Annotated in this window: 17 protein-coding genes and 1 tRNA gene; 6 read left to right on the top strand and 12 right to left on the bottom strand. The window is 52.0% G+C overall.

What is annotated here, in order from left to right:
- Positions 1–47: 47 nt before the first annotated feature.
- The 10 genes from ileS to rpsF all read right to left on the bottom strand — a co-directional run bounded on the left by ileS (position 48) and on the right by rpsF (position 8,093).
- Positions 48–3,083 (bottom strand): isoleucine--tRNA ligase, encoded by a 3,036-nt coding sequence (gene ileS, locus WC370_00835; GenBank protein ID MFA5308015.1) that lies wholly within the window; start codon positions 3,081–3,083, stop codon positions 48–50.
- 443 nt (positions 3,084–3,526) lie between these two features.
- Positions 3,527–4,036, bottom strand: a complete 510-nt coding sequence (locus tag WC370_00830; GenBank protein MFA5308014.1) for a R3H domain-containing nucleic acid-binding protein — start codon at positions 4,034–4,036, stop codon at positions 3,527–3,529.
- 28 nt (positions 4,037–4,064) lie between these two features.
- Entirely contained in the window at positions 4,065–4,964 is a 900-nt protein-coding gene (locus WC370_00825) for a YidC/Oxa1 family membrane protein insertase (protein ID MFA5308013.1), read from the bottom strand.
- A 17-nt stretch (positions 4,965–4,981) separates the two neighbouring features.
- Positions 4,982–6,127 (bottom strand): PQQ-binding-like beta-propeller repeat protein, encoded by a 1,146-nt coding sequence (locus WC370_00820; protein ID MFA5308012.1) that lies wholly within the window; start codon positions 6,125–6,127, stop codon positions 4,982–4,984.
- Between the two features lie 65 nt (positions 6,128–6,192).
- Complete coding sequence (gene yidD / locus WC370_00815) at positions 6,193–6,402, bottom strand: membrane protein insertion efficiency factor YidD (GenBank protein ID MFA5308011.1); 210 nt, start codon at positions 6,400–6,402, stop codon at positions 6,193–6,195.
- The gene (rnpA, locus tag WC370_00810) at positions 6,386–6,736 is read right to left on the bottom strand and encodes a ribonuclease P protein component (GenBank protein ID MFA5308010.1); all 351 of its coding nucleotides are present in this window, start codon (positions 6,734–6,736) and stop codon (positions 6,386–6,388) included. Before rnpA ends, yidD begins: the two co-directional genes overlap by 17 nt.
- 32 nt (positions 6,737–6,768) lie before the next feature.
- Complete coding sequence (gene rpmH / locus WC370_00805) at positions 6,769–6,909, bottom strand: 50S ribosomal protein L34 (protein ID MFA5308009.1); 141 nt, start codon at positions 6,907–6,909, stop codon at positions 6,769–6,771.
- A gap of 74 nt (positions 6,910–6,983) precedes the next feature.
- On the bottom strand, positions 6,984–7,271 hold the full coding sequence (gene rpsR / locus WC370_00800) for a 30S ribosomal protein S18 (GenBank protein ID MFA5308008.1): 288 nt from the start codon (positions 7,269–7,271) through the stop codon (positions 6,984–6,986).
- Positions 7,272–7,307: 36 nt separating this feature from the next.
- Positions 7,308–7,715, bottom strand: a complete 408-nt coding sequence (ssb, locus tag WC370_00795; GenBank protein ID MFA5308007.1) for a single-stranded DNA-binding protein — start codon at positions 7,713–7,715, stop codon at positions 7,308–7,310.
- Positions 7,716–7,763: 48 nt separating this feature from the next.
- Positions 7,764–8,093 carry a 30S ribosomal protein S6 gene (gene rpsF / locus WC370_00790; protein MFA5308006.1) on the bottom strand — a complete coding sequence of 110 codons (330 nt, stop codon included), beginning with the start codon at positions 8,091–8,093 and terminating at the stop codon, positions 7,764–7,766.
- A gap of 185 nt (positions 8,094–8,278) precedes the next feature.
- Between rpsF and WC370_00785 the strand changes: the two genes are divergently transcribed.
- The 6 genes from WC370_00785 (at position 8,279) to WC370_00760 (ending at position 11,526) form a co-directional block, all read left to right on the top strand.
- Positions 8,279–8,355: transfer RNA gene (locus WC370_00785), tRNA-Asp, on the top strand.
- A gap of 224 nt (positions 8,356–8,579) precedes the next feature.
- On the top strand, positions 8,580–9,512 hold the full coding sequence (locus WC370_00780; protein ID MFA5308005.1) for a tyrosine-type recombinase/integrase: 933 nt from the start codon (positions 8,580–8,582) through the stop codon (positions 9,510–9,512).
- A 21-nt stretch (positions 9,513–9,533) separates the two neighbouring features.
- Positions 9,534–10,478, top strand: a complete 945-nt coding sequence (locus tag WC370_00775) for a hypothetical protein (protein MFA5308004.1) — start codon at positions 9,534–9,536, stop codon at positions 10,476–10,478.
- Positions 10,479–10,516: 38 nt separating this feature from the next.
- Entirely contained in the window at positions 10,517–10,717 is a 201-nt protein-coding gene (locus tag WC370_00770) for a hypothetical protein (GenBank protein MFA5308003.1), read from the top strand.
- Positions 10,718–10,720: 3 nt separating this feature from the next.
- Entirely contained in the window at positions 10,721–11,056 is a 336-nt protein-coding gene (locus WC370_00765; GenBank protein ID MFA5308002.1) for a J domain-containing protein, read from the top strand.
- On the top strand, positions 11,053–11,526 hold the full coding sequence (locus tag WC370_00760; GenBank protein ID MFA5308001.1) for a hypothetical protein: 474 nt from the start codon (positions 11,053–11,055) through the stop codon (positions 11,524–11,526). Before WC370_00765 ends, WC370_00760 begins: the two co-directional genes overlap by 4 nt.
- Positions 11,527–12,149: 623 nt before the next feature.
- Here WC370_00760 and WC370_00755 read toward each other — a convergent pair.
- Complete coding sequence (locus tag WC370_00755) at positions 12,150–13,427, bottom strand: serpin family protein (protein MFA5308000.1); 1,278 nt, start codon at positions 13,425–13,427, stop codon at positions 12,150–12,152.
- Positions 13,428–13,549: 122 nt separating this feature from the next.
- On the bottom strand, positions 13,550–14,023 hold the full coding sequence (locus WC370_00750) for a hypothetical protein (protein MFA5307999.1): 474 nt from the start codon (positions 14,021–14,023) through the stop codon (positions 13,550–13,552).
- Positions 14,024–14,231 lie beyond the last annotated feature (208 nt).

Genomic DNA, 14,231 nt, shown 5'->3' with positions numbered 1-14,231 from the left:
AATCCCACTTACGGATTCTTCACTTCGCTCAGCATGACAGCCGGTGGCTACTGCACCCTCTTGATGCCCAGCCGCAGGCCCAGCCCGTTTATCTTGTGCTCTTCCTTGAGGTCGGCGCTTTCCGGGATGCCCTCCTCCATATCGTCCGCCAGCGTTTCCTGCCGGATATAGTCGGCGAAAGCGGAAAGCGTCTGCACGAAGGAAGCGCTGCCATCATAATACACGATAACGTGATCGGCGATTTCATAGCCGGCGTTACGGCGCATGGTCTGCAAGCGGTGCACCACTTCCCGGGCGATGCCCTCCGCCTCCAGCTCCAGGGTGATATTGGTGGAAATAGCCACGTTGTTGCCCGTTTCGCTGATTACGGAAAAGCCCGATGAGGCCAGGCCGCCTACGTTCTCCACGGACTCGTACAGCAACTGCTTAACGTTTAGCTCATCCAGCACCAGCAGCGCGATGCGCTCCAGCGCCCGTCCTTCCGCCTCCGTGGTTACGCCCACGTACACGGTCTCCAGCGGCTGGCGCACCTTGAGCTGCGCTTTAGCCCGCGCCGCCCTTCCCATGCTGCACACTTTCATGGCCAGGCGGTTATCGTCCGCCAGTTCCTTGTTTATCCGGCTTTCATCCGCCGCCGGGAAATCGGCCAGATGCACGCTTTCCGGCGCGTCCGGGAAAGCGGAAAGCACCAGGTTGCGGTAAAGCTCTTCGGCGATGAAGGGGGTGAAGGGGGCCATGATTTTGGCCAGCGTCACCAGGCAGTAGTATAGGGTATTGTAGGCGGAGAGCTTGTCCGTATCGTTCTCGCTCTTCCAGAAACGCCGCCGACTCCGCCGCACGTACCAGTTGGACAGGCCGTCCACGAATTCCTCCAGCTTGCGCCCGGCGCCGGTGGGATTATAGTCCGCCAGAGACGCGTCCACGTCGGCGACAAGCTGGTTAAGCTCGGATAGTATCCATTTATCCAGCTCGGCCTCGGGGGGCGGGAAAGCGCCCGCCGCGGGTTTATAGTTATCGATATTAGCGTACATGATGAAGAAGGAATAGACGTTCCACAGCGTGGACAGGAAGCGGCGGGAGACCTCTTCCACCTGCCGGACGTCGAACTGGCGGGGGTTGCCCGGCGCCGAGGCGATATACAGGTACCAGCGCAGCGCGTCCGCCCCGTATTTTTTAATGACCTCTTCCGGCCAAACGATATTGCCCTTGCTCTTGCTCATCTTCTCGCCCTTGGCGTCATTAATATGGCCCAGGCAGATAACGTTCTTGTAGCACGGCTTATCGAAAAGCATGGTGGAAATGGCGTGGAGACTGTAAAACCAGCCGCGGGTCTGGTCGATGGCTTCGCAGATGAAGTCGGCGGGGAAGCGGCCGTCTTCCAGAAGCGTCCCGTTCTCAAAGGGATAGTGGCTCTGGGCGATGGGCATGGCGCCGGAATCGAACCAGCAGTCCATCACCTCCGGCGTGCGTTTCATTTTGCCGCCGCACTTGGAGCAGTTGAAAGTAACGTCATCCATATAGGGGCGGTGGAGGTCAAGGGGCTCTTTCAGGCCGTCGCAGCCGGGCTTATCTTTAAGCTCGGCCACGCTGCCCGCGCACTCGTAAGCGCCGCATTTTTCACAGCGCCAGAACGGCAGCGGCGAGCCCCAATAGCGTTCCCGGGCGAAAGCCCAGTCCACGTTATTTTCCAGCCAGTTGCCGAAGCGCCCGTTCTTGATATGCTCCGGGTACCAGTTAATCTCTTCGTTGCCGGAGAGCAGGCGTTCTTTAACCGCGGTGGTCTTGATATACCAGGTCTGCTTGGCATAATACAGCAGCGGCGATTCACAGCGCCAGCAGAATGGATAGGTGTGCCGGATAGTCTCGCGGCGGTAGAGCAGCCCGCGCTCTTTAAGGTCGGCCAGTATCAGAGGGTCGGCGTCTTTAACGAACTTGCCGGTAAAAGCATAGTTGCCGGTAATCCTGCCCTGCAGATCGACCTGCTGGACGAAGTCCAGTCCCCATTTTTTACCGGCCTCGTGGTCTATTTCCCCGAAAGCCGGCGCCACGTGGACGATGCCGGTGCCATCTTCCATGGTAACAAAGTCCCCGCTGATGACGCGGTAAGTGAGGTCTTTGACCGGTTCCTGTGCCGCCAGTGCGCCGTCTTCCTGGAACCGCATCCTGGTAATACCGAATTCATGGGGGTTAAAGAGGGGGCGATATGCCGTCCCCACCAGCTCTTCCCCCCTTATATTCTTCACTTTTTCATAGCCGTCCAGCTTGATGACCCCGGCCAGCCGCGCCGCCAGGATAAGGTAGTCGCTTTCTCCCTTGAGCAAAACGTATTCTGCGTCCGGCGCCACGGCCAGGGCGGTATTGCCCGGCAGCGTCCAGGGAGTGGTCGTCCAGGCGAGCAGATGGACCGGCTTGTCCGCCGGTAAATCCACTTTAGCCTTGCCGGCAACCGGAAACTTTATGTAAATGGATGGGTCTTCCGTATTTTCCTTATAGCCCTGGGAGACCTCGTGCGAGCTCAGGGACGTGCCACAGCGCGGACAGTGCGGCGTGACGCGGTAGCCCTGGTAAATCAGCCCTTTGTCCCACATCTGCTTGAGCGCCCACCAGACCGTCTCGATATAGGAATTGTCCATGGTTTTGTAGGCATGCTCCAGGTCCACCCAGTAACCAATGCGCTCCGTCAGGGTGTTCCACTCTTTCAGGTACTTGAACACGCTTTCCCGGCAGCGCTTGTTGAACTCTTCCACGCCGTATTTTTCAATCTGGTCCTTGCCGGAAAAGCCAAGCTGCTTCTCTATTTCCAGCTCCACCGGCAGTCCGTGAGTATCCCAGCCGGCGATACGCGGCACGTAATAACCTTTCATCACCCGATAGCGCACGATAACGTCTTTGAAAGCCCGGGCCAGCACGTGGTGGATGCCGGGGTTGCCGTTGGCGAAGGGCGGCCCTTCATAAAAGACGAAACGCGGCTTGCCCTGCCTGGAGTTCACGCTCTTTTCAAAGATTTTGCTGTCTTTCCAGAAAACGAGCGCGCTTTCTTCCATTTGCGGAAAGTTCACTCTGCTGCTAACGGGTTTAAACATGTTGCCCCCCTGTATTAATACCAAAAAACCATCATTTTTTCATCCGTCATTTCCGCGCAGGCGGGAACGCATCCTCTTTTCCCCTGCCCTGGATTCCGTATCGAGTACGGAATGACATCTCACGAATAACAAAAAAGCCCCGTCACAGGGACGAGGCTCTAAAGCTCCCGCGGTACCACCCATTTTCCCCCCCGGTATTACCGGGGAGACGCTTAACAGGGCACGGATTATGCCCTCGTCAGGATAACGGCTGACGGGACCGGCCCGGCTTACTCTTTCCCGATTACCATCGGGATTTTTCAGTTGGCAGCTCTGGAGTGATTTTCAGAACGCGGCGTATATCTGCTCGCACCTTATCAGACTCGCTGGCTACGCTAAAGCGCCCCTACTCTTCTCCGTCTACGCTTTTATCACCCTTATGTTAACACACTATTGCGTGCTAATCAATTCTTGGGCAGGGTCTTGGGGGTGATGACCACTTTGCGTGACTCACCTACGCCGGTGCTTTCCGTCGTAACATCCGGGTGCTCGGACAGCGCCAGGTGGACCACCCGTCGCTCGAAAGCCGACATCGGTTCCATGGTGAAAGGAACTTTCCGCGTCTTCACCTGCTCCGCCAGCCGGTTGGCCAGCAGGCGCAGTCCCTCACAGCGGCGCTGCTTGTAGCCTTCTACGTCCAGAACGATAGGTATTTGCACCTGCATCTTGTGGGCCATAATCAGCCGGACTATATATTGCAGGGATACCATCGTCTGGCCGCGCCGCCCTATCAAAATGCCCAGGTCATCGCCTTCAATGTTGAGCCCGATGGAGGCAAGATTGCCTTCATCATCGCTGGAGGTAAATTCATCGGAAGGCCTGACGACACCGGGCAAGTCCATCAAATCAAGAATATCTTCAAGCACTTTCTTGGCTTCTTCATAAATATCAATTTGATTTCCGGGTGCATCCATATCTTCCGACCTCACATCACTAGCTTAGTTATTTTTTGGTAGTTCCCTGGTCCTTGTCCTTGCGGAACTTGAACTTGGCGGGTTTATAAGGATTCAGGTTATCCTTGGACGGGCCGCTGTCCTTGATGATAACCTCGGAGTCGGCTTTTTCTGTGAATTTCCTGTCCTGGCCATCGTCGAACTTGACGTATTTTTTCCCGCTATCCACCGGCTGCTGCGGCTGCTTGCGCAAGCCGCCCCACCCCGTTACCCGGTACTGCGCCACGATTCTGAAAAGACTGGAGGTTATCCAGTAAATGGACAGCCCGGCGGGGAAGTTTAGCGCCATGAAAGCGAAGAGCAGCGGCATCATCCAGAGCATCATGGTGGCCTGCTGGGCCTGCTGGGGGTTGGAGGAAGGCGGAGTGGACATCTTCTGCTGAATCCACATGCCGGTGCCCACCAGGATAGCTAATATGGGGTTGGGCGCGTTGAGGCTCATACCCAGGAAGGAGTTGCTCAGCGGGAGGGCTGAGTAGACCACATGCCAGGGATAGAGATACCTGGAAAGATTAAGGAGCCCTTCCGGGGCGACCGCCAGCGCCAGCATGATGGACTGATAGACGGCCACCCACACCGGCATCTGGATAATCATGGTTATGGCGCACCCGGCCGGCTTGATACCGGACTCCTTATAGAGCTTCATCTGTTCCTGAGCGAGCTTCTGGCGGTCTTTGCCGTACTTCTTTTGCAGCTCGGTCAGCTTGGGCTGGAGGTCCTGCATCGCCCGGGATGATTTAAGCTGGTTCATGGTGAGGGGATATAAGGCAAGGTTGACGATTAAAGTCAACACGATGATGGCCAGGCCGTAGCTGCCGCCCAGGAAGTGGGATATTACTATTAGAATATTGATTAGCGGCTGCTGAATTATTAAATCCCAAACATTCAATTCAAATAACTCCGATTTTAACTTACCAGTGAAATATCCGGCAGGACAGCCCCGGTTTCAACATCGATGCATTTAATCTCGCTGGACTGGGGATGAATATAGATGATGCCGTTATAAGCGGTGAGCGGGCCATCGACATTCATTTTAATGTCAGCGATTTGCCGGATATCCTGAGTGGCGGTATCTATTTTATAGATTAGGCCTTTCTGGGAGGCGAAGACGACGTAATTGCCGGAGATAACCGGCGCTCCGGCCGCCGGGCTGCCCAGCGTGAAACTCTTTATCTCTGCGCCATTGGCCGCATTAATCAAATAAACGTAACCGTCAAGACAGCCGGCGTAAATAACGCCGTCAACAATTTGCGGCTGCGTCCAGAACCATTTCCCGCCGGTAAACGTCCATTTTACGGTGCCATCGGCGGCATTTACGGCGTAAAGTTTCTTATCAAAAGACCCGAAGTAAACGGTGCCGTTGTCCACCAGCGGCGTGGAGATGATGGAGCCTTCCGTGTTGCATACCCATTTCAGGGTGAGGTCGGTGATATTGAAGGCATACAGCTTTTTATCGAAAGAGCCGATGTACAGACTATCGCCGTCAACCGCCGCGGTGCCCCAGATTTTATCGCCGGTCTCATACTCGGCCAGCATATCGCCGGTCAACGCGTCCAAGGCATAGATATAACCATTGGCGCAGCCGACGAACAGTATGCCCTGGGAGATTACCGGCCCGCCGACGAAGGGCTGGAGATAACCCTCACGGGGATAAACCCAGCGCGTGGCCAGGTTGCTGGTATTATAAGCGCAAATCTTGCCGTTGTATCCGGCCACATAAACGAGGTTGTCAGAAACCACCGGCGTTCCGTAAATAGGCACGGAAGATGAGCCGCCTCCGCAGCCGATACTGGACGCCGAGCAGCCGAACAGCCCGGACTGGGTCTTGGCTTTTAGCGCTTCCGCCCACTGGCGGCTGCTGTCGTCGATATTGATGGCGGTCAACCGGCCTTCGTTCGAGCCGACATACAGAACACCGTCGGCCACCGTGCCGCCGGACCACCCTATGGGCGCGATGCCGCTGACACAGCTTAATCCCAGCAAACCTATGCTGAGAATTATCACCACCAGCAGCGCTATCACGCCTATTTTCATTTTATTCAATTTCACCATATTCTCCACAAAAAGGTCAGTTGAATTTATTACATCCGGGACTATGTTGTCAAATAGTCAAAGGCTTAAGGCACGGGGTCGTACCCGCCCGGGTTTAAGGGATGGCAGCGGGCAATCCGCTTCATACCCAAAAATACCCCTCTAAAGAAACCGAATTTGTCTATCGCCTCCGAGGTGTATTCGGAGCAGGTAGGCGTGAAGCGACAGGCTGGCGGCATTACCCGCGACCATGTTACCTGGTACAACTTTATCAGTTTCCTAGCTACAGCCTTCATTTTCTTCTGCGAGTATTCCCGCCCGGACTAACAACTTCCTGAGCGTATTGTCTAAATCCCAAAAACCCGCGGCCTCCGCTGGAACACGGGCGATGATGACGATGTCCCAACCCGGCGCCGCCGGTATTTTCCTGGCTATTTCCCGCAGCCGCCGCTTGACCAGGTTCCTGGTGACTGCATTACCCACACGCCGGCTGACGACGAATCCGAACTGCGATGTGCCGAGCCCGTTGGGTAAAGCCCTGACGATGATTTCCCTGCCCGCCCATGATTTCCCTTTTTCATAGACAATGCTGAACGGCATCTTCCTGGCGGGTGATTTATCTTCCTTCACGGCTGCCCCATCCGGTCCGGCGGCAATGGAGGCTAGACCACGGTTAATCTCTTCCGTCCTTTGGCTCTTCTGGCTTTAAGCACATCCCGGCCGCCGCGCGTGCTCATCCTCTTCAAGAAACCGTGTTCCCTTTTTCTGGGAATACTTTTAGGTTGATAGGTTCTCTTCGGCACTTTAACTCCCTGTTATTACTGAACGTTATGTGAGGAAATGATGGAAGGTAAAAACGGTTCAGCGCTAAAATAAATTAACTGGTGACCCCCGTTTTACGGACATGCGCCGCCACAAAGGGCAATAAAGCCAGGTGCCTGGCCCGCTTAATGGCAATAGCCAGTGCGCGCTGGTGCTTGGCGCAGGCGCCGCTCTTGCGGCGGGGTGATATTTTACCCCTATCGGAAATATAAGGCCGCAGCTTGGCGGGGTCTTTATAATCGATGTACTGGACTTTATCCCGGCAGAAGAAGCATACTTTGCGCTTGGGTATATACTTGCCCCGGTTAGGTCTCCTGGCCCTGTTATCTCTTCCCTGTGTCATTATTTCCCCTATTTACATTAAGATTTTTCTGATTAATTAAAACGGGAGGTCTTCCGGCTCCATGTCACCCCCGCCGGCATCCTCTGTCTTTTCATCCGTCCCGCCGGTGACGCCTTTTTTATCCAAAAAGATTACCCGGTTGGCAATAACTTCCATCCGGGAATGCTGCTGGCCGTCCTGCCCCTCCCAGCTCCGGGTATGTATCCTGCCTTCGGCGTAGACCAGCTTGCCTTTAGCCAGGAACTGGTTGCACTGTTCGGCCAGCCTGTTCCAGGCTACCACATTAAACCATTCCGTTTCCTGGCGTCGTTCACCTTCGGGCGAAGTGAACACCCAGTTGGTGGCTACGGAAAAAGATGTGACCGGCTTTCCGTTGGGCGTAAAACGCATTTCCGGCTCATTCCCGACATTCCCGATTATCGTTACTTTGTTCAAACTCGGCATCGCCGCTTCACCTCCCCGGTAAAACTCGGGAGCTCATTACGCCTTAAGCTAACCGCCCACTTTTATCAGCAGATGCCTGATAATTTCTTCTGACATCCGCAGGCTGGCATCGAGTTCTTTACACCGCGCCGGGCCCATCTTGAATTTGGTCAGTACATAATTGCCATCCAGGAAGCGTTTGATGGGATAAGCCAATCTTTTCTTGCCCCACTTATCCACCCCGTCAATTACGCCTTCTTTACCGGTAATGAACTGGCTGATGCTATCAATCCTAGCTTCCAGAGCATCTTCCGCAACCTCGGGACTGACGATGTAAACCAGCTCATACTCTTGTAACTTGCTGTCCGTTTTTTTCTGTATTACTCTCTTCTTCGCCACTATCCGATCCCTTAACGAATTTTACGTCATTATACCATAAACTTGATAGTGAGACAACAACGGTGCAGTTGCGACACAACGCGCCGCCCCCGGGCCGCAGTTTGTCTTGACACGGCCTCCCGCCTTTGCTAGACTCTAAAAGAATGGAAATTCGCGCTAGGCAAAAAGCGCGCTTTTTATTTAACGGCCCCGTGGTGTAGCGGTCTAACATGCCACCCTGTCACGGTGGAGATCGGGGGTTCAAATCCCCCCGGGGTCGCCAAATAGCTTCAAAAACCCCAGTTTCTCCGGTTGAAAGTCCCCCCTATAACGGTCTAAAGTCCGTGGTTTTAAAGTCCCTTGCGTCATTTTATGATGAAAAAGGGATGGCCGTTTTGGGACCGGACTTCCGCCGGAAATGCCTGTTAAAAGTCCCCCTCACTTATTCCGGTTTTGCGTCCTCGGTAATGGTGCTAACCTCTAAAAAGTTGTCCTGGAGGTTTAGCCATGAGGACCGAACAAGCCATTCGTGAATTCCTTGCCAGCCGGACTGCCCAAAATCTTAGTAAAGAGACCATCGCCTGGTACAAGGGAAGGCTATACCCTTTTGAGAGGGCTTGCCCTATGTTGCCCAGGCGCCCAGAACCCATAGAAATGTTCTTCTCCACCATGACATGGAGCCATGAAACTCAATGGGATGTTTACCGGGCGCTGAAGACATTTTATAAATTTTTAGCCGCCCGCCGTCATGTACCAAACCCCATGTTAGAAATAAAAGCGCCGCGGCGTCCCAAAATCGTGATGCCTACCCTGGAAGCCAACGAAATTATCAAACTACTTCATACAGCCGATAATCTCCAGGACAGGACGATCCTTACTTTAATGATAGACACCGGCGTGCGTTCCGGTGAGGTTTGCTCTCTCCTTAAACACAATATCCGACAGGAAACAATCATCGTCCAAGGTAAAATCGGCTGGCGCGAGGTACCAATCAGTGAAGAAACAAGAGAGCTTCTTTTACAGGTCGCGGCTACCAGCCCGATTGACTACGTCTTTCATAACTCAACAGGCCAGATAGGCCGGCACTCAATGTATGACTTAGTCCGTAGTTATATGAAGAAAGCCGGCATCAAAGGGCCTAAGCTGGGCCCGCATCGCCTGCGGCATGCCTTCGGCAAAAATTTCCTCGTCCAGGGCGGAGACTTGCGCTCTTTACAGGAAATCATGGGGCATGCCGATATCGAGACAACCCAGAAATATGCGTCGCTGAATTTGAACGATATCGTCAAGAAGCACCGTCAGTTCAGCCCACTGCGAGCTGTCCGTGCCGCGGAACTGGCTGAACTGCTTAACCCTGATGAGGCGATAAAAGAAGCCGAAGCCATCTTGCTCAAAGGCAACAATGATAAAGGCGACAGTCAAAGCATCCAAAATCCATGATGTTTAGGTTAAGGGGGCACTATGCGCCGAGCGATAGCCAGGGGGAGAGTTTTCCCGCAGAGCTATTCAACCGACCGTCGTTACGGCCGGTTATCGCTTAAAGCATGTGCCCTCTTTCCGTTGATGTGGGCTAACGCCGACGACCAGGGCCGGTTATGCGGTGATCCGGAAGAAATAAAGTACGCCATCTGCCCTAACATCGATCACATTTCTAAGGTTGATGTCCCAAGTATTATCCAGGAACTATCAAAAAACAACCTCATTAAAGTCTACGACACTCCTAAGTCACCGGCTGTTCAGATAATAGATTGGTGGGATGTCCAGCGTCTCCAGTGGGCCTGGCCGTCAGAATTTCCACCGCCGGACGACTGGCTGGATAAACTCCGTTATAAAAAGGGAGCTTCAACAGTCATCACCCAGAACTGGCCGGGTTCAGGCGAACATACAGGTGATAGTTCAGGTGAAATCCAAGACAGTCGTCAGGTGAATCAAAACAATCGCCCAGGTGGAGATTCAGCCGAACAAACGGAAAAACCCTCTTCTTTCCCCCGGACCCCCTTTCATCATCCCGAAGAAACAGGAAAATCAAGCCGAAGAGGAAGCGGAAAACAAAGAAGAAATTCACCTGAGCGCTCTGGCGAACTCTCAGGTGAGAAAAATTCCTCGCCCACGGCTGCTCGATATCCGGATACGGAAATACTGGAGAGGTTAACGGTATGTTTCAGGAAAGAATGGGGCCGTGTGCCATCCGGAAATATTAACGAAATCATTCCGCGCGAACCGGATGTCCGGGAGTCGGTGCAGCTCCGCGACCTGGCCAAAGAATTATCGGCCGCTAGTTGCCCAATAGATTATGTCAATCGAGCTTTCCGGGACGCGGCAGGCCGGCCTGACAAAATGCATATCAGTTATGTCCGGGCTATTCTCCTGGACTGGCTTGGTGTTGAGAGAACAAGGTCGCCTTAACTAATCGCGAATATTTCTGGGCGAAAAGGAGGAGTAAAATGTCACGAAGTTTATACGAATGCTGCCATGCCAAGGTAAACGAAAAATGCATCCATTGTGAAAAAGGGCACCGGCTGCCCATCAGCTCGATAGAGCCACTAAAGCGCGGCGCTCCGCTGGTCTACCAAGTGTGTCAAAAATGCCCTGACTTCTCCCGGATGGGCCGGCCGCTGATGCCGAATCTCCGCGGATGGAGCTAGGTCATGGCTGATCAAACGAGAGAGATGTTCGCTAAAATACTCGTGATCATGTTGAAGGAACTACAGTGCTGGATGAATGAATACCTCGCAACCCTATTGAAATCCTTTGGCATAGAGACTATGAAATTACAGGGAATGGTAAACGGACAATCAGCAACGGATCCTTATCTTGTCATGGGGCTGGAAAAGTCCGCCAGTAATGACGAAGTAAAGGTACGCTACCGTGAATTGGTAAGAAAGCTACATCCCGATACTGCCGGAGTAAAAGGAACTGCATACTTCTTCAACCTGGTAATGGTGGCCTATCAAATGATCAAGGCGGAAAGAGGATGGAAATGATAAAAGAAGCAGACCTTGGATTACTAACGGAAATAGCCAAGTTCGAAAAAACCCATGATATGGAAAAGGAGTACAAGATTGGCTGGGGCTGGCGCCATGTCCGGATTTGGCCGGCAACCCTTAGCCGTCTTTTCAAAGATGGTTACCTGGAGAATGTTTTTAGGTCCAACTCTCATACCGGTTATCGTCTTAGTGAATTGGGAAAAGCGGTGATTGTGAAAGCTGCCAACGAATCACTCCAGACGCCACAAAATCAAAAACTAAGCCTGCCTGATGACTTATTCGAGGATATCATCGGTCATGACGAGGTTAAGGAACTGTTGAGAGCTTGTTTAATGGCAGAAAAACCGGTGCATGTCCTGCTGGCCGGTCCGCCGGCGCTGGCTAAAACATTATTCCTTTGGGATATCGAAAGAGTAACCGGCGAGAAAGCAATATGGCTGGCCGTCTCTGCGTCTTGCCATAGCTAGCTCCAGAATAATACTGTGTCTTATGTCCGCTCTATCCGGTGACGGTACTTTACGCTCAAAGCGGTGGGCAACTTGATACCAAACAAGCCACTCGCCATCTAGCCTGTCATAGGATAAAGGGTTATCATCTTGAGGACACGCTGTTGTAACCACGCTTAACCCCCTTTCGGTGAGGCAAGCGTTCAGTGCCTGCCCCGTACCGCGATACGGGGTCAAGGCTCTGCTGATATTCAGTTTTTAAGGTGCTGAAAAATACATTTCTAGATTCATTATTTAACAAAAAGTCAAATTGAGATACATCAAGAAATAGCATGTTTCTGGGTAATCCTCGGGGAAGAACGAAGGAAGAAAAAACAAAAAGCCTCCCAGTTCAGGAGGCTTTAGTAATAATTATTAGAAACTAATCTATTGCGAATTAAAGAGGGGCTTTATCTTCTGGCTTCAAGTTGGATTTTTAGTTAAAACCTATGGAATGTAGAGAATAAACATATTTACGTTGCCATATAGAATGTCTGTCGGCTACCACCTATATTCGCCACATGTCGATAAAATCATCGATATAGTTCACTACTACTATTCTTTTCACATTGGTATTTCCTTACCCGTGGCGATTCGAGACTATTCTACTCGCCCGGATTCATCACACGTCCAATAAACAGTACCGCGCCTGTTTGAATATCACGAATCAGGAAAACGAAGGGGCGGTCAAGAGTAACTGCCACCGGCTCCGCCGGCATAGATGTTGTTCCCACGATCACGGCGCTCGCGGCTGCTGCTTCGGTTCCGGCTTCATCTACGGAAACAAACGCCTTATGCACAACATCGTCAATATGCAGGTCACTCTGGCTGGACATACCGGAAAAATCGGCGCTATCCAAAAACGGATCTACCATGCCCATACCCATAAGTGTCTCTTTAAGCCCGAATTCTGATTTAAATTCAAACCTGGGCATAGTGAGGGCAACCTGCCGGTTATTAATCTTTTGCGCCGAAATATCGCTGGCCAGTTGAGAAGTCATCGCTTCTTCAAAGGCCTGGAACTGTCCCAGCGCGGGCAGGAAGATGACCATAGATAGTTCTTGTCCGTCATAAGGCAATTCGATAGCCTGATAATTATCACCCTCGACGTATTTAAAGGAGCCGGTTTGCTTCATCATCGCCACAGTTACGTCGGTGCCGCTTATCAAATGGAACGGACCATTTTGGGTAGCTTCCGGCTGGAAAGGGAGAGCCCATGCCGCATTGAAGTAGATGGCGTTGGTCAATACCAGACGAGTCAGTGAATCAATACTACCTTCCGGAATCAGGTCTTTGATGCGGCCTTCCGTCTGGTCACTCACCCATTGATTAATCACTTCCCGGGATTGATCCGTGTTTTTAATGAAATCAAGAACCCTTAATCCGGCTCCGTAGTTCTCGGCCAGCAGATCAAGATAGGCCGAGAGGAATTTATAATCCTTCTGTCCCCAGATTGCATTGACTATGTTAAGCCGGAAACCTTGCTCGTCTTTGCCCTGGGCTCCCTCACCGCGCTTGTCTAACTCGATGCCAAGACTGTTAAACGCCGGATGCAGAGCACTCTGAGGTAGCAGGTAATGAAGGGTATCTGCCATTTGCTGCGCAGTTTCACCACGGGCGCCGGCGTAGGTCATCGCCAGAGCCAGCGAGATGCTGTAGGGCGAATAGAAGATATTACCGCCTTCTTTCTTTAAAGCCTGGTAAAGGTCGAAGGCGAATTCACCATCGCCATTTACCAGCATTGTCATGTCGGATTGATTTACCATCGGTGAGGTGATGCGGTCTTTATCCGACTTCAGCAGCCCTGCCGCAGCCGGCTGAGAACAGCCGAAAAGGCCGCTTATCATCACAATCGCCAGCATTAAAAATAATAGCCGTTTCATGATAATCCCTCCCTGTAAAACATGTTCTTCACTAGTATTAACGTCAAGGCAGAGGATTAGTTATATTTCTATTTCCTCTACGTTTCTCTATCACTGTACCGTATTGCCCTTTCCGGATTTCATTAATTCGGCGGTTCCCACGTGTAAGCAAATACTGCGCCGCTTTGCAGGGTTCCATTTATAGTCACAGCATATGGAAGACTATCGCCAAATCCTCCACTGATTAGAATGTTTTTAGCTCTGATGCTTTTACCAGGCAACAAAGGATTCGAAGAAGTAACATTGAAGTTGTAGTTCCAAGATCTCTTTAGAAAAGAATCGGCAGGTATAGAAAGTAGTTCGAGAGCGGCCTCTAAAGAAACTACAGGCTCAACAGACACGTTCTTTAAGGTTATTTCAATTTCCGGCCCGCCGGGGTTAACCGTTTGGCCGGTTTTATAGGTATCTAAAACAGATAAGACTTCAACCGGCTGCTGATTCTGCTGTGATTGAGTCGGTGTCGGTGTCGCAGATGACGTGCACCCCGCCATTACGGCAAGCGCAGCCATGGAAACAATTAGAAGCATTAAAATATGCTTAGTTATTTGGTTCTTCATCCCTTTCCTCTATTGTTACCCATAATCTCGTACGTGGTAGTGCCAGTATAAAGCCCGATTGGTGAGCCGGCCCGCATCAACCCGGCTCACCAGAGTATTCCAATTTTTGGTCTAGCTGTTTGACCAATTGACGTTAAACTGTCTTGTCTTCTATCACAGCCGCAAGCGCGTTCTGTTTGACAGATTCAATGCCAGTCATCGCACTTTC

It is taken from the genome of Dehalococcoidales bacterium, from assembly GCA_041652735.1.
Taxonomy (GTDB): Bacteria; Chloroflexota; Dehalococcoidia; order Dehalococcoidales; family RBG-16-60-22; genus RBG-13-51-18.
This window is presented reverse-complemented; position numbering and strand designations above follow the sequence as displayed.